Source organism: Pantoea sp. PNA 03-3 (genome assembly GCF_003201175.1).
Lineage (GTDB): Bacteria > Pseudomonadota > Gammaproteobacteria > Enterobacterales > Enterobacteriaceae > Pantoea > Pantoea stewartii.
The window spans coordinates 1-18,979 of the sequence record NZ_QICO01000011.1 but is presented as its reverse complement, the minus strand read 5'-3'; the positions used below and the strand labels follow the sequence as shown (position 1 = coordinate 18,979).

Below are 18,979 nucleotides of genomic sequence, written 5' to 3'. Positions count from 1 at the left end.
TCATACCTGTAACCAGAACGTCACCGGACCGTCGTTGACCAGAGCAACCTGCATATCGGCAGCAAAACGGCCATTGGCGGTCGTGACATCATGACGGCGACAACACGCGCTGAAATACTCATATAACCGCTCCGCTTCCTGCGGCGCGGCGCCACCGGAAAAAGAGGGCCGCATGCCCTTTTGCGTATCGGCAGCCAGGGTGAACTGTGATACCACCAGCACGCTTCCGCCTGCCTGTTTGACGTTCAGGTTCATCTTGCCCTGTTCATCGCTAAAAATACGGTAGCCCAGTACGCGCTCCGCCAGTCGTTCAGCGCGCTTTTCGTCATCACCTTTTTCAACGCCTAACAGAATCAATAATCCCTGCCCGATCTCACCCACGACCGCATGATCAATGCTGACGCTGGCACGCTGAACGCGTTGAATTAAAGCAATCATCCGTCCTCTCGTTCTTTTTCTCTTTCCTGCCGTTTGAACTGGCGATAGTCATCTAAGGTAACCGTAATTTCGGCACCGAGCAAAACGATGCACCAGGTCCAGTACACCCACAGGAAAAGAATGGGGATCACCGCCAGCACGCCGTAGATTAACTGATACGTCGGGAACATCGTAACATACAGCGCAAATCCCTTTTTCCCCAGTTCAAACAGCAACCCGGCTACCAGCGCCCCCGTCAGCGCATCGCGAGAAGGCACCCGCTGCGTCGGGACAATACTGTATAGCAACCAAAATGACAGCCACGACAGAAGCAAGGGAAAGAAACGCAGCGTCTGATCGACCAGGCTGGTCACCCCCGTCACGTTTATCCATTTCAGCGACAGCAGGTAAGAGCTGATGGCTAAACTGGCACCTGCCAGCAACGGCCCAAGCGTCAATATCATCCAGTAGACGGCAAAGGAATAGACCAGCGGGCGCTTTTTATGACTGCGCCAGATAGCATTCAGAGCCGAATCGACAGAATGCATCAACAGCAGCGCCGTGACAATCAGCCCCACGGCGCCCACGGCGGTCATGCGGTGCACGTTAGCCACAAACTGCTCAAGGTAACGCTGCAACGTGTTCCCCGCAGCAGGCATAAAGTTGGCAAAAATAAAGTTTTTAAGCTGGACGCTGATATCAGAAAACACAGGAAACGCGGCAAACAGCGCAAAAACTACGGCGATCAGCGGCACCAGCGCCAGTAGCGACACAAAGGCCAGGTTGCCCGCCTGTGTCGTCATGGCATCATTATCAATGCGCTTCCAGAGCAGCTTAAGCCACAGCCAGAAGGCATGAAACCTGGGGCGAAAACGATGTAACTTCATGGCTTAAGGCTGACCCGCGAACCAGTCGGGCACGGTTTTACTGTCGGTCACCAGCACGCTGGTAATGCCTAATGCGCGCGCACCTTCAATATTGGCGGCATTGTCGTCGAAGAAGACGGCCTGATCGGCACTGAATCCTTCCGCATCCAGTACGTGCTGATAAATGCGGGCTTCAGGTTTACGCATGCCCAGTTCCTGGGACAGATAAATCTTGTCAGCCGCCTGCTGCACATCAGGATACTGGGTCGGCCAGAAGGTGCAATGCAGTGCATTGGTATTCGACAATATCACCACCCGATGTCCCGCCTGGCGTAGCTGATTCATCAGCGCCAGCGTATCCGGACGCACTCCCACAAAGATAGCCTGCCAGCCCGCAGCAAACTGTTCATAGCTCAGCGCAATCTCCAGTTTTTCACATAAGGCTTCTGCAAAGGCTTCATCGCTGATTTCACCGCGCTCATGCTGCTCAAAAGCCGCATCCATTTGAAAATGACTTTGAAGCGATGCCAGCGGTACGCGGCTGAGGTCACTCCAGACGCCCAACACGCGGTTAAAGTCGATATCGATAATCACATTGCCCAAATCAAAGATATACAGCATGGTGCCTCCTTTGGTTCCCTGGATCATTCACTCTAGCGGTAAAAGTGCGGCCTGAACAGGCGGCCCGGACGAGAAAATTACACACTTTAAATTAAGGTACGACAGGACAAAGTGGGAAGGGGACAAAGAAGAAGTTACAGGCTGGTTTAGACTGGATTTAACTGAGCTGGTAAAAACCCCGGACAAAAAAAGCCCCGTTAAAACGGGGCTTTATTACTACGCGATTAGGCGTCTTTACCGCCGCGTGAAGCACGCTTACGGTCGTTCTCAGTCAGGTGACGTTTACGGATACGCACTGACAGAGGCGTAACTTCGACCAGTTCGTCATCATCAATGAACTCGATCGCCTGTTCCAGCGTCATTTTCTGCGGTGGAACCAGTGTGGTGGCTTCGTCAGTACCGGAGGCACGCATGTTAGTCAGCTTCTTACCGGTCAGGCAGTTCACGGTCAGGTCGTTAGAACGGCTGTGAATACCGATGATCTGGCCTTCATAAACTTCCGCGCCATGGCCCAGGAACAGCTTACCGCGATCCTGCAGACCGAACAGGGCGAACGCTACCGCTTTACCCTGGCCGTTAGAGATCAGAACGCCGTTCTGACGCTGACCCACTTCGCCCGGACGAATATCGTCGTAGTGGCTGAAGGTGGAGTACAGCAGACCTGTACCTGATGTCATGGTCATAAATTCGTTACGGAAACCGATCAGACCACGGCTTGGGATGACGTAGTCAAGACGTACGCGGCCTTTGCCATCTGGATCCATATTTTTCAGGTCGCCTTTACGCTCGCCCATGGCCTGCATAACGGAACCCTGATGCGTTTCTTCGATATCCAGCGTCACGTTCTCGAATGGCTCTTGTTTACGGCCTTCGAATTCGCGGAAGATAACTTTCGGACGGGATACCGCCAGTTCGAAACCTTCACGACGCATGTTCTCGATCAGTACAGACAGATGCAGCTCACCACGGCCCGATACGCGGAACGCGTCAGCATCTTCGGTCTCTTCCACACGCAGTGCCACGTTGTGAACCAGTTCTTTGTTCAGACGCTCAAGGATCTGACGTGAGGTCACGTACTTACCTTCTTTACCGCAGAACGGTGAGGTGTTGACGTTGAAGAACATGGTTACCGTTGGCTCATCCACGCTCAGGGCTGGCAGCGCCTGCACATTCTGCGGATCGCAAATGGTGTCAGAAATGTTCAGTTCACCCAGACCGGTGATCGCAATGATGTCGCCCGCTTCTGCCAGGTCGCTGTCAATACGCTCCAGCCCCAGGTGAGTCAGCACTTTACCCACTTTACCGTTACGGGTTTTGCCTTCGCTGTCTACGATGGTGACTTGCTGGTTAGGCTTCACTTTACCGCGCTTGATGCGGCCGATACCGATCACGCCCAGATAGTTGTTGTAGTCCAGCTGAGAGATTTGCATCTGCAGCGGCGCTTCGACTTCAACCTGTGGAGGTGAAACGTGGTCAACGATTGCCTGATACAGCGGGGTCATATCGTCAGCCATGTCGGTGTGATCCAGACCGGCAATACCATTCAGCGCAGAGGCGAAAATGATAGGGAAATCGAGCTGCTCGTCCGTTGCATCCAGGTTAACGAACAGGTCAAACACCTGATCAACAACCCAGTCAGGACGTGCGCCAGGGCGGTCAACTTTGTTGATAACCACAATCGGCTTCAAACCATGCGCGAACGCTTTTTTGGTAACGAAGCGGGTTTGCGGCATAGGGCCATCCATCGCATCTACAACCAACAGTACCGAATCCACCATAGACATTACGCGTTCAACTTCACCACCGAAGTCGGCGTGTCCTGGGGTATCAACGATGTTGATACGGTAGTCGTTCCATTTAATGGCGGTATTTTTTGCGAGGATGGTAATCCCACGCTCTTTCTCCAAATCATTGGAGTCCATCACGCGCTCGGTGGCTTCAGTACGGGCATCAAAAGTACCAGACTGTTGCAGCAGTTTATCAACCAGGGTGGTCTTTCCATGGTCAACGTGCGCGATGATGGCGATGTTACGCAAATTTTCGATCACAGCTTTTTTGCCTCAGGCATTAGAAATAACGCGGTATTGTACACGGATTAAGCGGGAGACTGAACACGATCACACTTTTCACTGAAAGTTTATTGCATTGTCGCAAAATCGCACTAATAGCCGTGCAAAAATTGCACTGCAATGATGTTTTGCACCACAATGGTGCTCATTTTCAACGCCAATGCACATAAAAAGTGCAGTGCAACTATCATGGTGCACGTCTTTTATGACAAAAAGGTGCATGCCAGCGCGATTTTGTGCAAAGAAATAAAGTTGGCACAGAATTCGCTTTGTATTATCCAGATGAAAACGACGTAAGACAACGGTTGCAGAGCTGGTCGGGATCAGACTGAGGTATGGCTGACACATGTCGCACATTTCCTCACCCGGTTCTCACCATGTAGACAATGACCATTTCCAGGAGAGTTGAGTATGTCCGCTGAACACGTTCTCTCGATGATGAACGAGCACGAAGTTAAGTTTGTTGACCTGCGTTTTACCGATACCAAAGGTAAAGAACAGCACGTTACTATTCCGGCTCACCAGGTTAACGCTGACTTCTTCGAAGAAGGCAAAATGTTCGATGGCTCTTCCATCGGCGGCTGGAAAGGCATTAACGAATCAGACATGGTACTGATGCCGGATGCAACCACGGCAGTTATGGATCCGTTCTTTGAAGATTCAACACTGATCATTCGCTGTGACATCCTTGAGCCTGGCACCATGCAAGGCTATGACCGCGATCCACGCTCTATCGCAAAGCGCGCTGAAGACTATCTGCGTTCTTCAGGCATCGCTGATACCGTTCTGTTTGGACCCGAGCCAGAATTCTTCCTGTTCGACGATATCCGTTTCGGTTCGTCAACCTCTGGTTCGCACGTCGCTATCGATGATATCGAAGCGGCCTGGAACACCGGCAAAGAATACGAAGGCGGTAACAAAGGTCACCGTCCAGGTCTGAAAGGCGGCTACTTCCCGGTTCCACCGGTCGATTCATCACAGGACATCCGTTCTGCTATGTGTCTGACAATGGAGCAAATGGGTCTGGTTGTTGAAGCTCATCACCACGAAGTTGCGACAGCGGGTCAGAACGAAGTGGCAACCCGCTTCAATACCATGACCAAAAAAGCTGACGAAATTCAGATCTACAAATATGTTGTGCACAACGTGGCGCATGCTTACGGCAAAACGGCAACCTTTATGCCGAAGCCAATGTTTGGTGACAACGGTTCAGGTATGCACTGCCACATGTCTCTGTCTAAAGGCGGACAAAACCTGTTCTCTGGTGACAAATACGGCGGCCTGTCTGAAACCGCGCTGTTCTACATCGGCGGTATCATCAAGCACGCAAAAGCAATCAACGCCCTGGCCAACCCAACCACCAACTCTTACAAGCGTCTGGTTCCGGGTTATGAAGCACCGGTTATGCTGGCTTACTCTGCCCGTAACCGTTCTGCATCAATCCGTATCCCGGTTGTTGCCAGCCCGAAAGCACGTCGTATTGAAGCGCGCTTCCCGGACCCAGCGGCTAACCCGTACCTGGCGTTTACTGCACTGCTGATGGCTGGCCTGGATGGCATCATCAACAAAATCCATCCTGGTGATGCGATGGATAAAAACCTGTATGACCTGCCACCGGAAGAAGAAGCTGAGATTCCAAAAGTTGCAGGTTCACTGGAAGAAGCGCTGAATGCACTGAACGAAGACCGCGAGTTCCTGACCCGTGGCGGCGTCTTCACTGACGACGCGATCGATGCTTACATCGAGCTGCGTAAATCAGAGAACGACCGTGTGCGCATGACGCCACATCCGGTTGAGTTCGAACTGTACTACAGCGTCTAATTTCAGAGTCAGCAAAATGGGTGCCGCATTGAAAGATTGCAATTGCGGCACGCTTAACCTGAAACGTTTTTTTGTTGCCGTGGAAACTTTAGCCCATCTTCGGATGGGCTTTTTTCTCCGCGAATTCATCGTTCATTCGCTTTAATTCCGGCTTAAAGACTACAATGCACTAAATTAGTGCAGAGGAACGCTGTATGGCAACTGCCTCCCTGCCCGACGCCGGGCAGATTCTCAATACCTTAATCAACAGTATTTTGTTGGTGGATACCGATTTGGCGATCCATTATGCCAACCCGGCGGCACAGCAATTACTGGCGCAAAGCTCACGTAAATTGTTCGGCACGCCGTTACCTGAATTAACCGGCTACTTTTCGCTGAATGTCGAGGTCATGCGCGAGAGTCTAGAGGCGGGCCAGGGCTTTACTGACAGCGAAGTTACTCTGGTCGTGGATGGCCGGGCGCACATTATGTCGCTCACGGCACAGCGCCTGCCTGATGGGTTGATTCTGCTGGAAATGGCACCGATGGATAATCAGCGTCGCCTGAGTCAGGAACAGCTGCAGCATGCTCAGCAGGTGGCCGCACGCGATCTGGTCCGCGGGCTGGCCCATGAGATTAAAAATCCGCTAGGTGGATTGCGCGGCGCGGCGCAGCTTTTGTCACGCGCCCTGCCGGACCCTGCCCTGAATGAATATACCAAAGTCATTATTGAACAGGCAGACCGCCTGCGAAATCTGGTCGATCGCTTACTGGGGCCGCAACAGCCCGGTATGCATATTACCCAGAGTATTCATCAGGTAGCGGAACGTGTCGTTAACCTGGTTTCGATGGAGTTGCCAGAAAATGTATCGCTGGTTCGCGATTACGATCCCAGCCTGCCGGAATTACCGCACGATCCCGATCAGATTGAGCAGGTATTGCTGAACGTCGTGCGCAATGCGCTGCAGGCGTTAGGCGAAGACGGCGGCACAATCGTGATTCGAACCCGTACAGCCTTCCAGTTAACACTGCATGGCACACGTTATCGTCTGGTTGCCCGCATTGATATCGAAGATGACGGCCCCGGTATTCCAGCCCAGCTACAGGATACGCTGTTCTATCCAATGGTAAGCGGACGGGAAGGCGGTACCGGCTTAGGCCTTTCTATTGCCCGTAGCCTGATTGATCAGCATTCGGGAAAAATTGAGTTCAACAGTTGGCCGGGTCATACCGAGTTTTCGGTTTACCTGCCTATTCGCCAGTGAGGTTTCTATGCAACGAGGGATAGTCTGGATCGTCGATGACGATAGCTCCATCCGCTGGGTGCTTGAACGCGCGCTCACTGGAGCCGGTTTAAGCTGTGCCACTTTTGACAGCGCGAACGACGTGCTCAATGCACTCGCAACAAAAACCCCGGACGTTTTATTGTCTGATATCCGTATGCCAGGTATGGACGGGCTGGCTCTGCTAAAACAAATCAAGCAGCGCCATCCCATGCTTCCGGTCATCATCATGACAGCGCATTCCGACCTGGATGCCGCGGTAAGCGCCTATCAGCAAGGCGCGTTCGATTACCTGCCCAAACCGTTCGATATCGACGAAGCGGTCGCGCTGGTTGAACGTGCCATCAGTCACTATCAGGAGCAACAGCAGCCACGTAATCAACCGGTAAGCGGCCCCACCACCGATATTATCGGTGAAGCGCCCGCCATGCAGGACGTGTTCCGTATTATCGGCCGTCTCTCCCGTTCGTCGATTAGCGTGCTGATCAACGGGGAATCGGGTACAGGTAAAGAGTTGGTAGCGCACGCACTGCACCGCCACAGTCCTCGCAGTAAAGCGCCGTTTATTGCCCTCAACATGGCGGCGATCCCTAAGGATTTAATTGAGTCGGAACTGTTTGGCCATGAAAAAGGGGCCTTTACCGGTGCGAATCAGATTCGTCAGGGACGCTTTGAACAGGCCGACGGCGGGACGCTGTTTTTAGATGAAATTGGTGATATGCCGCTGGATGTTCAGACGCGCCTGCTGCGCGTACTGGCAGACGGGCAGTTTTACCGCGTCGGTGGCTATGCACCGGTCAAAGTGGACGTGCGCATCATTGCCGCTACGCACCAGAACCTTGAACTGCGGGTACAGGAAGGCAAGTTCCGTGAAGACTTGTTTCACCGCCTGAATGTCATCCGCGTGCATTTGCCGCCGCTGCGTGAGCGTCGTGAAGATATCCCCCGTCTGGCCCGTTATTTCCTGCAGGTGGCCGCACGCGAGCTTGGTGTGGAAGCCAAGATCCTGCATGCGGAGACCGAGACCGCGCTGACCCGTTTGCACTGGTCGGGTAACGTGCGTCAGTTGGAGAATACCTGCCGTTGGTTAACGGTGATGGCCGCCGGTCAGGAAGTGCTGATTCAGGATTTACCACCGGAGCTATTCGAATCCAGTACGCCGGAAAGCCCCACGCAGTCGCTTCCCGACAGCTGGGCAACCCTGCTGGCACAATGGGCCGATCGTGCCTTGCGTTCCGGTCATCAAAACCTGCTGTCAGAAGCACAGCCGGAAATGGAACGCACGCTTCTGACGACTGCACTGCGCCACACGCAGGGTCACAAACAGGAAGCCGCGCGTTTGCTGGGTTGGGGAAGGAATACGCTGACGCGTAAGCTGAAAGAGCTGGGCATGGAATAAGCGATTCCGCCGGAACAGCCTGTGCTGTTCCGGCGGTTAAATCACACGCGAATAGGGCTGCGGTTGCGTCTTTTGTCGCAGGTAAGCATCAAAACACATACAAATATGGCGAATCAGCAGTCGTCCTGTTCCTGTCACTTTCAGGCCTGTCGCGTTTTGCACCACCAGCCCATCCGCAATCAGCGGTTTTAACCGCGCCAGCTCTTCGGCAAAATAGCTGTCGAAGGTGATATTCCACTGCGTTTCTGTCGCGCTGAAATCGAGCGCAAAGTTGCAGATAAGCGTTTTGATCACATCGCGGCGCAGGCAATCGTCCTGACTGAGCGTGAATCCCCGCCACAAGGCATGGCCCTGTTTTTCAACCTGGCTGTACCAGTCATTCAGGCTTTTCTGGTTTTGCGCGTAGCGATCGCCGATCATGCTAATGGCGGAGACGCCCAGACCGAGTAAATCGCAGTCGCCCTGGGTGGTATAACCCTGAAAATTGCGGTGCAGGTTCCCCTCGCGCTGAGCCACCGCCAGCTCGTCCTGCGGTTTAGCAAAGTGGTCCATACCGATGAACTGGTAGCCATGCCGGGTCAGCGTTGTAATGCTCTGCTGCAGGATAGCCAGCTTCTGTTGCGCCGAGGGCAGTTCATTTTCTTTAATTTTTCGCTGTGCGGCAAAGAGTGACGGAAGATGCGCATAGTTAAAAACGCTCAGTCGATCGGGATCCAGCGCGATAACCCGCTGCAGCGTAAAAGCAAAGCTTTCCGCCGTTTGCAGCGGCAGACCGTAAATCAGGTCGATGCTGGTTGAACGAAACCCCTGCTCACGTGCCCGTGCCATCAGGGCAAAAATCACGTCCTCATCCTGCACCCGGTTAACCCGCTCCTGCACCGCCTTGTTAAAGTCCTGTACGCCCATGCTCAGGCGATTAAAACCGCACGTCCGGAGATGATCGATCATCTCCAGTTCAATTTCACGCGGATCGACCTCGATCGACATCTCCGCGTCATCCTCGAAGGTGAAATGCTGTTTCAGCAGCGCCACCAGCCGGCTAACCTGCTGCTTATTCAAAAATGTCGGCGTGCCGCCGCCCCAGTGCAGTTGAGTGACGCGACGATCACGAAACAGTGGCGCGCGGGCGACAATCTCCTGTTCCAGCGCGTTCAGATAGCGGTCGGCTTTATGTAAGTGACGCGTGACAACCTTATTGCAGCCACAGAAATAGCACAGGCGATGACAGAAAGGGATATGAACATAGAGCGACAGCGCGCGTTGCGGATAACGTTCAGTGGCACGTTGAAAATCAGCGTCTGTAAAGGTCTCGCTGAACGCTAACGCGGTGGGATAAGAGGTATAGCGCGGACCCGCCGCATTGTATTTTTCAATTAATGCCTGGTCCCAGTCGATTTGTGTCGCTGACATGCTGACTCCTTCCGTTTACCTCGCTGTGGGAAAGGCCGCGATGCAGAAGGAAAGAGAGGAGTGCGGGAGGAAACCCGCCGTAAACGCTGCTTCAGACGCGACAGTCGTTGTAGTTTAAACAATAACCACAGGAGATAACATGTCATCAAAAGCACGAAAATTGATCCAGGCCAAAACATTGTCGTTTACCTGTTAAACCAGGCATGCGCATTTACGCATGCCGATCAAAGACGGCTTAATGCCCTTTAAGCAGGCGGTACATATCTTCTTCCGCCTCCGGATCGTCTTCCTCGTCCATCGCGATGCCGAGCTGTTCCATCAGTTCATCAATGCGATCCAGCGTGACATCAAGCCAGCCCTGATCCTCAGATGACAGCGTTTCGCCTTTCTCAAGGCGGTCCAGTAGCGCATCAAGACGCTCGCTGTTCTCTAACTGCGCCAGCTCTTCTTCCGGTGTCAGCACCACTTTCTGCTTCGCCAGTTTTGCCGTCACTTTTTTGGTTTTTGCGGGTGCAGCGTTGTCGTCAACGATTAACGACACCGGCTTTTTACTGCCGATACGCGGATCTTTTGCCGGGGCCGCTTGCTTACCGTTGCTGCTCTGCGCTTGCGGGTTAGCACGGCTGCCTGACGCATGGCCACGATGCTTTTTATCGCGTTTACGATCGCGCGCTTCGTTATTGATCTCTTCACGCGATTTACGTTTTGCTTTGGCGACAGGCTTGCCCTTCGCCGCGCTTGCAGGTTGCTTCATAATCTTGGGTTCCGGTGTTTTTTATTCAGTATAGAATTGCGGCGAAATCTAGCAGAAACCAGACAAAGAAAAAAGGCGACAGCTCAAGCTGTCGCCTTATTTCATACCTTCGGCAGAAGGAATCATGTTTCAAATCCGTTTCGGCTCACAACATCCCGGTTAATCCTGCGCCTGCTCAACTCCGGAGCTCATCCTTTTCCTTTTCTGGTCCGCAATCCCTGACCATTTCCTTTCCTGTCGCTCTTCGTTATCCCAACGTTCCTGAGCGCATCATCCTGATGAATGCTGTCCTGCACTGCTGAATAATGTAGACCAATTGGTAAAAGGCTCAAGTAATACTTGTATGGTGTTTGAGCGAAAAACCTGTACTTTAGTATAATGCACTGAATTTTAATCATTTATTTTTTTAATTTTTTAATTAAAAAGCGACATAACCTGCAAGATTTATGGCAAATGTCTTACAGGGAGCCCTGAACAATGGTATTGAGCACTTTCCCGCCATAATGCGTATAATCAGCGCCATTGCCCTAATGCGTTTCTGGAGTACTACCTTGTCTGAACTGAATTACCATGTCACCCGCTTCATCCTTAGCGCGCCTGATATCCGCCATTTACCTTCTGATACCGGCATTGAAGTGGCGTTCGCTGGCCGTTCTAATGCGGGGAAATCCAGCGCTTTAAACACGTTAACCAACCAAAAAAGCCTGGCGCGTACCAGTAAAACGCCCGGTCGTACGCAGTTGATTAACCTGTTTGAGGTGGCCGAAGGTAAGCGCCTCGTCGATCTACCCGGTTATGGCTATGCCGAAGTACCGGAAGAGATGAAACTCAAGTGGCAGCGGGCACTGGGAGAATATCTGCAAAAACGCCAGGCATTAAAAGGCCTGGTAGTACTGATGGATATTCGTCACCCTCTTAAAGATTTGGATCAGCAAATGATTCAGTGGGCCGTTGACAGCGGTATTCCTGTTTTGCTGCTGCTGACGAAAGCCGACAAGCTCGCATCTGGCGCACGTAAGGCCCAGCTTAATATGGTGAAGGAAGCCTCGCTGGCTTTCATGGGAGATGTGCAGGTGGAGGTTTTCTCATCGCTGAAAAAGATTGGCGTTGATAAAGTGCGCCACAAGCTGAATAGCTGGTTTAGTGAACTGGAACCCGCAGTGGACGATCAGGACAGTGACGCGTAAGGCCGGGCAAAAAGCCCAATAAAAAACGCCCCAGTCACAGAATGACTGGGGCGGCTAAATTCAGCCAAATCCGATTACGTGAAGTAAAAGGTCTGAAAGATAGAACATCTTACCTCTGTACCCTACGCCTCGAACTTTACCTGATTTTTTGTGAGCAACAAAGGTTTTTTTGTTACTCCCATTCATTTTCCGCCACTTTTTTTACTATGCTCGTCACAAAAATGAAGATGACATGTAGTTAAATTATCAAAAAAATGGTGGAGGCAGAGTCAGTCATTCCTTCATGATGCTGAGAAAACCTGAATGGTTGAACGGGCCACGTTTCTCACCGGGCGCTAACGCATCACGTCAGCGCCGGTTGCTTAACTAGTGTGCCTGCTCCCAGTTATCCCCTACCCCAACTTCAACCAGTAAGGGCACATCCAGCGCCATACTGCCTTCCATTAGCGTACGAATCTGCTTACTGGCCGCTTCAACGGCCTCCTCTTTGATTTCGAACACCAGTTCATCGTGCACCTGCATAATCATCTTCACTGCGTCGCTTCGCTGTTCCTGTAACCAGTTATCAACCGCGATCATCGCGCGTTTAATGATATCGGCCGCCGTTCCTTGCATAGGGGCATTGATTGCGGCGCGTTCTGCCGCTTTACGTCGTATCGCATTGCTGGACTTGATGTCAGGCAACCACAGGCGACGCCCGTCCAGCGTTTCGACATAACCGTTACTCGCGGCGAGCTGACGGGTATTTTCCATGTAGCGCAGGACGCCTGGATAGCGCTCGAAGTACAGATCCATATATTTCTTCGCCTCACCTGCACCGATATTCAGCTGGCGGGATAAGCCAAATGCACTCATACCGTAGATGAGACCAAAGTTGATGGCCTTCGCGCTGCGACGTTGTTCACCCGTCACCTTACTGAGCGGTACGCCAAACACTTCCGCTGCGGTAGCCCGGTGGATATCTTCTCCCTGCGAGAACGCGTCCAGCAGGCCTTTATCCTGCGACAGATGGGCCATGATACGCAGTTCAATCTGCGAGTAGTCCGCCGCGACGATGCGGTTGCCCTTGCCTGCTACGAAGGCCTGGCGAATGCGCCGTCCTTCGTCATTCCGCACCGGGATGTTTTGCAGATTAGGATCGGTAGACGATAAACGTCCGGTCGCGGTGACGGCCTGATGGTAAGACGTATGCACGCGGCCGGTTACAGGATTGATCATCAACGGCAGCTTATCGGTGTACGTGGACTTGAGTTTTGACAGCCCACGGTGCTCCAGAATGACTTTCGGTAATGGATAGTCCAGCGCCAGCTCTGCCAGCACTTCTTCGCTGGTCGACGGCGCACCACCCGGCGTTTTCTTGGTGGGCTTGATGCCCTGCTTTTCAAACAGGATGACCTGCAGCTGCTTCGTGGAAGAGAGATTAAACGGCTCGCCCGCCAGTTCATGCGCTTCACGTTCCAGTTCAGCCAGGCGCGCTGTCAGCTCTTTTGAGTGCTGCGCTAAGATGGCCTGATCGATCAACACGCCATTACGCTCAATGCGCGAAATGACCCTGAGCAACGGCATCTCGATCTGTTCGAACACCTTTTTCGGGCCGGCTTCTTTTTCAAGCTCAGGCCACATCTTCAGGTGCAACTGCAACGTGACGTCAGCATCTTCTGCCGCATAATGCGCAGCCTGCTCAAGGGCAATCTGATTAAACGTAAGCTGATTTTTACCCTTACCGGCGATCTCTTCGAAGGTGACCGTTTTATGATTCAACCAGCGTGCCGACAGGCTGTCCATATCATGTTTGCCCACCACGCTGTTCAGGATGTACGACTCAAGCATGGTGTCATATTTAATGCCTGCTAACTCAATATCGTAGTTCTTAAGGACACCGCGATCGTACTTGAGGTTTTGCCCCACTTTGCTGACATCAGGATCTTCCAGCAGCGGTTTGAGCTGTGCGAGCACCGCATCGCGATCAAGCTGCTCGGGCGCATCAAGATAATCATGCGCGACAGGAAGATAGGCCGCTTCGCCTGGCGCGATGGCGAAACTGAGACCCACAATGTTGGCTGTTAACGTGTCCAGCGCATCGGTTTCAAGGTCAAACGCGAAAACGTCGCTTTTTTTCAGCTTCTCAACCCAGTTGTCCAGCGTTTGCTGATCCAGGATGGTGACATAACCCTCGGCAGACAAGACGCTTGTGGCTTCCGCCTTTACAGGCTCATCGACAAGAACCTGTTGGGCCTGTCGGTTGCTTTTCTTCCCCTGCAGCCATTTTCCCTCTTGCAGGTCGGTCAACCAGCGCCTGAACTCGTAACGGCTAAACAGCGCCTGCAAGGCCTGAATATCCGGTTCACCGACGGTGAGCGCCTCACAAGGCTGATCCAGTGCTACATCCGTTTTAATGGTCGCAAGTTGATAGGAGAGAAACGCCACCTCGCGGTTTTGTTCCAGCTTTGTGGCCATAGTTTTGGCACCACGGAATGAAAGATCGGCAACTTTATCGAGATTATCGTAGATCGACTGCATCCCTCCCAGTCCCTGTAGCAGGGCCTGAGCCGTTTTTTCACCCACGCCTGGTACGCCTGGAATGTTATCTGAGCTGTCGCCCATCATCGCCAGAAAATCGATGATCAAGGCGGGTGGCACACCATACTTTTGCTCAACTTCTTCCGGCCCAAGAATGGTGTTAGTCATCGTATTGATTAACGTTATCGCTGGCGTCACCAGCTGCGCCATATCTTTGTCGCCCGTACTGATAAGGACAGAGTAACCCTTTTTTTCCGCTTCTAACGCCAGCGTACCAATCACATCATCCGCTTCGACACCGCTGACGGCCAGCAGAGGCAATCCCATCGCACGCACCATTTCGTGTAACGGCTCAATCTGTGACCGCAGATCGTCGGGCATGGGCGGGCGATGAGATTTGTAATGTTCAAACAGCTCATCCCTGAAGGTTTTGCCTTTAGCATCAAACACCACAGCAACATGTGTAGGGCTGTATTGAACCAACAGGCTTTTAAGCATGTTCAGCACGCCATACATAGCACCGGTAGGCTCTCCTGCACTGTTCGTCAGCGGCGGGAAAGCGTGGTACGCGCGATAAAGATAGGATGAGCCATCAACCAAAATCAGGGGGTTTTCTGCTATTTGCGCCATATGTCTGTGTATTCTTCGTTGCCATGGATTGGTCTATAAGGATGCCACACCTTGGCGAAAAGGGTTAATCAAGACAAACGGGAAGTTGTTTTTTTGGTGCTGTAGCCTTTTGGATCGTAACGATCTTCCTGTGGATAACTTTGTGCGTAAAAATCATATCAATCATTTATTTATATCATAGCGATCCCAGCCAGCAATGATACTTGTTTAAAATTAGTGACTTAAAACAAAACCGTGATGTGATCGTGATTTTTGACGGCATGTCTGCTTGTGTGGATAGAAAAACTGTGCTTCTCCAGTCCAGCAGAGATAAGGTGAGTGATGGCAAAAGAAAACGCCAGCGAATGCTGGCGTTTTGCGGAAGATGATAGCAAAAAACGCTTATTTCTTTTCGACCAGGAATTTAACAACGTTGGCATAATCCGCCACGAAGTTTTCCATTGAGCTCGTATCCAGTCCACCATTATTAACCATGTATTTGCCGTTAATAAAGATAGCGGGAACACCGCGCAGATCCACATCAGCGGCCGCTTTTTGCTGCTGGGCAACCAGCGCTTTTACTGCAAAGCTGTTCCAGGCCGAATCATATTGCTCAGAGGTAATGCCTGCGGCTTTGATGAAAACGTCTTTCAGACTGGCGGGATCGGTAATGGTCTGGGTTTTCTGAATACCGTCGAAAATAGGTGCCGTGACTTTATCTTCAACCCCCAGCGCCATGGCCACAGCCCATGCGTGCGTGACAACCGGCCCCAGCTCGCCGCCCAGGAAATCAACATGGTATTTAACCATTTTGGTATCCGCTGGCAGATTCTTTTTCACCGCATCACTGACATGATAGATTTCTTCAAACTGGTAGCAGTGAGGACAGAAAAAAGAGAAAAACTCCATGACCTGCGGTTCACCGGCAACCGGCTTAGGCAGGCTGACATATTGTTTACCTTCAGAGAATTGTGCAGCAGATGCGCTGAAGGCCAGCACCAAACCCATCAGTGCAAAAAATATTTTCTTCATTGGGGAAAACTCTCCTGACTTGTCATTAAAATTGCGGGGTCAGCTGCAACGGGGGTTCCCGCAACACCTTTTCCTGCTCGATAAACTGCAAAATTTGCCTGCGCCAAAAATCCTCATCGGTCATCCAGGGAAACGCGCGCGGAAAGGCGGGGTCCTGCCAGCGGCGAACAACCCAGGCCAGATAATAAATCATGCGCATCGCACGTAAAGGTTCAATCAGTGACAATTCGTTAATATCGAAATCACTGAATTCACTATAGGCTTCCAGCAGAATATCCCACTGGATCCGCTGCTCCTGCTTATCGCCGCTGATCAACATCCACAGATCCTGAACGGCCGGGCCATTGCGGGCATCGTCGAGATCGACAAACAGGGGGCCGTCCCGCCACAGGATATTGCCTGGGTGGCAATCACCATGTAATCGTAACGGCTGCCAGTTGTCATGCCAGCATTGACGAAGTGCCATACCCAGCTTATCGACGGCCTCTGACAATGCACTGCGCAGCGACGCGGGCACAAGTTCAGCGTTTGCCAGCACATCCCGGGGCTGATCCAGATATTCATCAAGTCCCATTGAGGGGCGATGCCGGAACAGATTTTTTCGGCCAGTTTGATGCATGCGGCCCAGGAAGCGCCCAACCCATTCCATCTGATCGTCGTTATCGGTTTCATATTGTCGGCCCCCGAGGCTGGGGAAAACCGCAAAGTAAAAACCCGCATGCTGTTGCAACGTATTACCCTTAAGAACCAGGGGCGCAGCAATGGGCACTTCATCGCCGAGTAAATCGTGAGAGAACTGATGCTCCTCAGTAATCTGCTCAGCAGACCAACGCTGTGGTCGGTAAAACTTGGCCACATAGCGCTGCCTGTTATCATCGCTAAACTGATAAACGCGGTTTTCGTAGCTGTTCAGGGCAGTAAGACCGGAGTCTACCCGAATACCTGTTTCCCAAAGCGCATCAAGCAGGACATCTGGATTGAGCGTTTGAAAATTAAAGGCGGCATCACTCATGGTTATCCCTGTGCTTATCTTTACTGTGAACGGCTAAGGATAACACTACTCATCATTTTTAATGACTCCACGTGCACGCAGCAGCGCCGTTTTAAAATCAACTTCATAATCTTTTTTCAGTCCGGGAATCTGATCATGGCTGGCAGAATCACGCATTTTTAGATGATAAATCAATATGTCATCGCTTAATTCACTTAATGGGCCAACGAAACCGGACGCCTGAGCCAGTTTTTGTAAAAATGCCAGCAGGTTAAGATCAGGTTCTTTTTCCCAGGCAGGTTGCAGGAGTTCGAGCAGTTCACTCAGCCGATGCGTTTTCATGATGATTCCTTTATGCAGGTGGTCCGCTGCCGCAATGTGAGTATCGTCCAGATTTGAGTCAGGAGACGAAAATGACAGCCATTACCGGGGTAATCCTTGCAGGTGGACAAGGTCGCCGTATGGGAGGACAGGATAAAGGGTTAATAATGCTGCAAGGTAAACCACTTTATCAGCATGTTCTTCAGCGGTTAAAGCCGCAGGTAGACATTGTGTTAATAAGCGCCAACCGTAACATTGATCGTTATCAGATAAGTGGTTGTCAGGTCGTGGCTGACACCATGCAGGACTATCCCGGACCACTGGCAGGTATGCTGAGCGGTTTGCGAAACAGTCCTACTGAGTGGGTTGCGTTTTGCGCGTGCGATACACCTGATATTCCCGGCGATTTTGTTGCGCGTCTTTGGCAGCAGCGTAACAGCGCACCTGTTGTCTGGGTGCAGTCATCCGAACGTGATCATCCGACTCTGGCGCTGATGAATCGGGCGCTGATTGGCGATCTTGAAGCGGGCCTGTTACGTGGTGAACGCAGGCTTATGCAATTTATGCGTGAACAGGGTGGACATCCCGTACTTTTCAGTGATGCGGAATCAGCTTTCCGCAATATTAATACGCCTGACGATCTGGTTAATCGGGAGAAATCATCATGCCCGTCCCGTTATTAGCAATTGTCGCCTGGAGCGGAACCGGTAAAACCACGCTGCTTGAGCAGGTTATACCGCTGTTGAAAGCGCAGGGAATACGAGCAGGACTGATCAAACATACGCATCATCAGATGGATGTTGATACGCCAGGTAAGGACAGCTATCGGCTGCGAAAAGCCGGTGCCGATCAGGTTATTGTCGCCAGCGATCGGCGCTGGGCGATGATGTGTGAAACGCCAGAGCAGCCCGTTAGTCTAAGAGCGTTAGCCTCACGAATGGATAGTACGCAACTGGATTTGGTGCTAGTGGAAGGCTTCAAAGATGAGCCCGTGCCCAAAATCGTGCTTTGGCGATCGGGTGTTAAAGGGGAGTTGGTCGATCTGCTGGATGAGCATGTTGTGGCGGTTGTCACTGACGACCTTTCGCGTAAGCTGGATGTGCCTACCGTGGATATGAACCAGCCCGGAGAGGTTGCTGCGTTTATCATGACATGGCTGGAAAAGGCCAGTTAAGGGAACGAGATACATGGCGCGTTATCTCTGACAGGTATTGGCTGAGACGTCGTATGGGGTTGTACGAGGGCGGCGTCGGAAGATAAACGTCATGACGGCCGCATACATGCAGAGGCAAGGTAAACGGTCAGGGCAGGGCCAGGGAGGATGACCGGCAGGCGACGGCAGAGATCTGACCTGAAGCCCGCCGAGGTCCGGCAGGCCACGCCCTCCCCGGACGACGGACGTAAAAAAGCCCCGTACTTCCGTACGGGGCTTCTTCACCTGATTGATGCCTGGCAGTTCCCTACTCTCGCATGGGGAGACCCCACACTACCATCGGCGCTACGGCGTTTCACTTCTGAGTTCGGCATGGGGTCAGGTGGGACCACCGCGCTACAGCCGCCAGGCAGATTCTGTCTGCCGCACCGCCCTCTCGGGCCGCACGGCGTTATCCGGTAAACAAGGCTGAAAATTCTTTCTGTCTCTCAACCCAAAACGCCTCTGGCGTTGTAAGGTTAAGCCTCACGGGTCATTAGTACCGGTA

Annotated in this window: 16 protein-coding genes and 1 rRNA gene; 6 read left to right on the top strand and 11 right to left on the bottom strand. The window is 52.2% G+C overall.

Features of this window, described 5'->3' with window-relative positions; genetic code table 11:
• The 4 genes from dtd to typA all read right to left on the bottom strand — a co-directional run bounded on the left by dtd (nucleotide 1) and on the right by typA (nucleotide 3,952).
• On the bottom strand, nucleotides 1-438 hold the full coding sequence (gene dtd / locus C7433_RS21075) for a D-aminoacyl-tRNA deacylase (protein WP_006121336.1): 438 nt from the start codon (nucleotides 436-438) through the stop codon (nucleotides 1-3).
• Nucleotides 435-1,304, bottom strand: a complete 870-nt coding sequence (locus tag C7433_RS21070; protein ID WP_033738033.1) for a virulence factor BrkB family protein — start codon at nucleotides 1,302-1,304, stop codon at nucleotides 435-437. The genes dtd and C7433_RS21070 overlap by 4 nt, the downstream gene beginning before the upstream one ends.
• Before the next feature lie 3 nt (nucleotides 1,305-1,307).
• Complete coding sequence (gene yihX / locus C7433_RS21065; RefSeq protein ID WP_006121333.1) at nucleotides 1,308-1,904, bottom strand: glucose-1-phosphatase; 597 nt, start codon at nucleotides 1,902-1,904, stop codon at nucleotides 1,308-1,310.
• Nucleotides 1,905-2,128: 224 nt separating this feature from the next.
• Nucleotides 2,129-3,952, bottom strand: a complete 1,824-nt coding sequence (gene typA, locus C7433_RS21060; RefSeq protein WP_006121332.1) for a ribosome-dependent GTPase TypA — start codon at nucleotides 3,950-3,952, stop codon at nucleotides 2,129-2,131.
• A 432-nt stretch (nucleotides 3,953-4,384) separates the two neighbouring features.
• Here typA and glnA point away from each other — a divergent pair, with 432 nt between their 5' ends.
• The 3 genes from glnA to glnG all read left to right on the top strand — a co-directional run bounded on the left by glnA (nucleotide 4,385) and on the right by glnG (nucleotide 8,455).
• The gene (gene glnA, locus C7433_RS21055; RefSeq protein WP_006121331.1) at nucleotides 4,385-5,794 is read left to right on the top strand and encodes a glutamate--ammonia ligase; all 1,410 of its coding nucleotides are present in this window, start codon (nucleotides 4,385-4,387) and stop codon (nucleotides 5,792-5,794) included.
• Nucleotides 5,795-5,988: 194 nt separating this feature from the next.
• Entirely contained in the window at nucleotides 5,989-7,038 is a 1,050-nt protein-coding gene (gene glnL, locus C7433_RS21050; RefSeq protein ID WP_033738029.1) for a nitrogen regulation protein NR(II), read from the top strand.
• Nucleotides 7,039-7,045: 7 nt separating this feature from the next.
• Nucleotides 7,046-8,455 (top strand): nitrogen regulation protein NR(I), encoded by a 1,410-nt coding sequence (gene glnG / locus C7433_RS21045; protein ID WP_006121329.1) that lies wholly within the window; start codon nucleotides 7,046-7,048, stop codon nucleotides 8,453-8,455.
• Between the two features lie 36 nt (nucleotides 8,456-8,491).
• Here the strand turns inward: glnG and hemN are convergent, their stop codons facing one another.
• Both hemN and yihI read right to left on the bottom strand, forming a co-directional pair.
• Nucleotides 8,492-9,865, bottom strand: a complete 1,374-nt coding sequence (gene hemN / locus C7433_RS21040; protein ID WP_110268842.1) for an oxygen-independent coproporphyrinogen III oxidase — start codon at nucleotides 9,863-9,865, stop codon at nucleotides 8,492-8,494.
• A gap of 235 nt (nucleotides 9,866-10,100) precedes the next feature.
• Entirely contained in the window at nucleotides 10,101-10,619 is a 519-nt protein-coding gene (gene yihI / locus C7433_RS21030; protein ID WP_110268841.1) for a Der GTPase-activating protein YihI, read from the bottom strand.
• A gap of 551 nt (nucleotides 10,620-11,170) precedes the next feature.
• Here yihI and yihA point away from each other — a divergent pair.
• Nucleotides 11,171-11,806, top strand: a complete 636-nt coding sequence (gene yihA / locus C7433_RS21020) for a ribosome biogenesis GTP-binding protein YihA/YsxC (protein WP_006121326.1) — start codon at nucleotides 11,171-11,173, stop codon at nucleotides 11,804-11,806.
• A 366-nt stretch (nucleotides 11,807-12,172) separates the two neighbouring features.
• Here yihA and polA read toward each other — a convergent pair whose 3' ends face one another.
• The 4 genes from polA to C7433_RS20995 form a co-directional block, all read right to left on the bottom strand.
• On the bottom strand, nucleotides 12,173-14,956 hold the full coding sequence (gene polA / locus C7433_RS21010; protein ID WP_006121323.1) for a DNA polymerase I: 2,784 nt from the start codon (nucleotides 14,954-14,956) through the stop codon (nucleotides 12,173-12,175).
• 381 nt (nucleotides 14,957-15,337) lie between these two features.
• Entirely contained in the window at nucleotides 15,338-15,967 is a 630-nt protein-coding gene (gene dsbA / locus C7433_RS21005; RefSeq protein ID WP_006121321.1) for a thiol:disulfide interchange protein DsbA, read from the bottom strand.
• A gap of 25 nt (nucleotides 15,968-15,992) precedes the next feature.
• Nucleotides 15,993-16,979 (bottom strand): serine/threonine protein kinase, encoded by a 987-nt coding sequence (locus C7433_RS21000; RefSeq protein ID WP_058709080.1) that lies wholly within the window; start codon nucleotides 16,977-16,979, stop codon nucleotides 15,993-15,995.
• A 45-nt stretch (nucleotides 16,980-17,024) separates the two neighbouring features.
• Entirely contained in the window at nucleotides 17,025-17,300 is a 276-nt protein-coding gene (locus C7433_RS20995; protein ID WP_006121318.1) for a YihD family protein, read from the bottom strand.
• Between the two features lie 71 nt (nucleotides 17,301-17,371).
• On the opposite strand from C7433_RS20995, the gene mobA reads away from it, so the two are divergent.
• Complete coding sequence (gene mobA, locus C7433_RS20990; protein ID WP_033738021.1) at nucleotides 17,372-17,962, top strand: molybdenum cofactor guanylyltransferase MobA; 591 nt, start codon at nucleotides 17,372-17,374, stop codon at nucleotides 17,960-17,962.
• Nucleotides 17,944-18,453, top strand: coding sequence for a molybdopterin-guanine dinucleotide biosynthesis protein MobB (mobB, locus tag C7433_RS20985; RefSeq protein WP_110268840.1), 510 nt, complete (start codon nucleotides 17,944-17,946; stop codon nucleotides 18,451-18,453). Before mobA ends, mobB begins: the two co-directional genes overlap by 19 nt.
• A 273-nt stretch (nucleotides 18,454-18,726) precedes the next feature.
• Here the strand turns inward: mobB and rrf are convergent.
• Nucleotides 18,727-18,842 (bottom strand): 5S ribosomal RNA (rrf, locus tag C7433_RS20980).
• Nucleotides 18,843-18,979: the final 137 nt, after the last annotated feature.

Coding starts and splice junctions, on each gene's coding strand:
- dtd (WP_006121336.1), bottom strand. CDS start 438: ATGATTGCTTTAATTCAACGCGTTCAGCGTGCCAGCGTCAGCATTGAT.
- C7433_RS21070 (WP_033738033.1), bottom strand. CDS start 1,304: ATGAAGTTACATCGTTTTCGCCCCAGGTTTCATGCCTTCTGGCTGTGG.
- yihX (WP_006121333.1), bottom strand. CDS start 1,904: ATGCTGTATATCTTTGATTTGGGCAATGTGATTATCGATATCGACTTT.
- glnA (WP_006121331.1), top strand. CDS start 4,385: ATGTCCGCTGAACACGTTCTCTCGATGATGAACGAGCACGAAGTTAAG.
- glnL (WP_033738029.1), top strand. CDS start 5,989: ATGGCAACTGCCTCCCTGCCCGACGCCGGGCAGATTCTCAATACCTTA.
- glnG (WP_006121329.1), top strand. CDS start 7,046: ATGCAACGAGGGATAGTCTGGATCGTCGATGACGATAGCTCCATCCGC.
- hemN (WP_110268842.1), bottom strand. CDS start 9,865: ATGTCAGCGACACAAATCGACTGGGACCAGGCATTAATTGAAAAATAC.
- yihI (WP_110268841.1), bottom strand. CDS start 10,619: ATGAAGCAACCTGCAAGCGCGGCGAAGGGCAAGCCTGTCGCCAAAGCA.
- polA (WP_006121323.1), bottom strand. CDS start 14,956: ATGGCGCAAATAGCAGAAAACCCCCTGATTTTGGTTGATGGCTCATCC.
- dsbA (WP_006121321.1), bottom strand. CDS start 15,967: ATGAAGAAAATATTTTTTGCACTGATGGGTTTGGTGCTGGCCTTCAGC.
- C7433_RS21000 (WP_058709080.1), bottom strand. CDS start 16,979: ATGAGTGATGCCGCCTTTAATTTTCAAACGCTCAATCCAGATGTCCTG.
- C7433_RS20995 (WP_006121318.1), bottom strand. CDS start 17,300: ATGAAAACGCATCGGCTGAGTGAACTGCTCGAACTCCTGCAACCTGCC.
- mobA (WP_033738021.1), top strand. CDS start 17,372: ATGACAGCCATTACCGGGGTAATCCTTGCAGGTGGACAAGGTCGCCGT.
- mobB (WP_110268840.1), top strand. CDS start 17,944: ATGCCCGTCCCGTTATTAGCAATTGTCGCCTGGAGCGGAACCGGTAAA.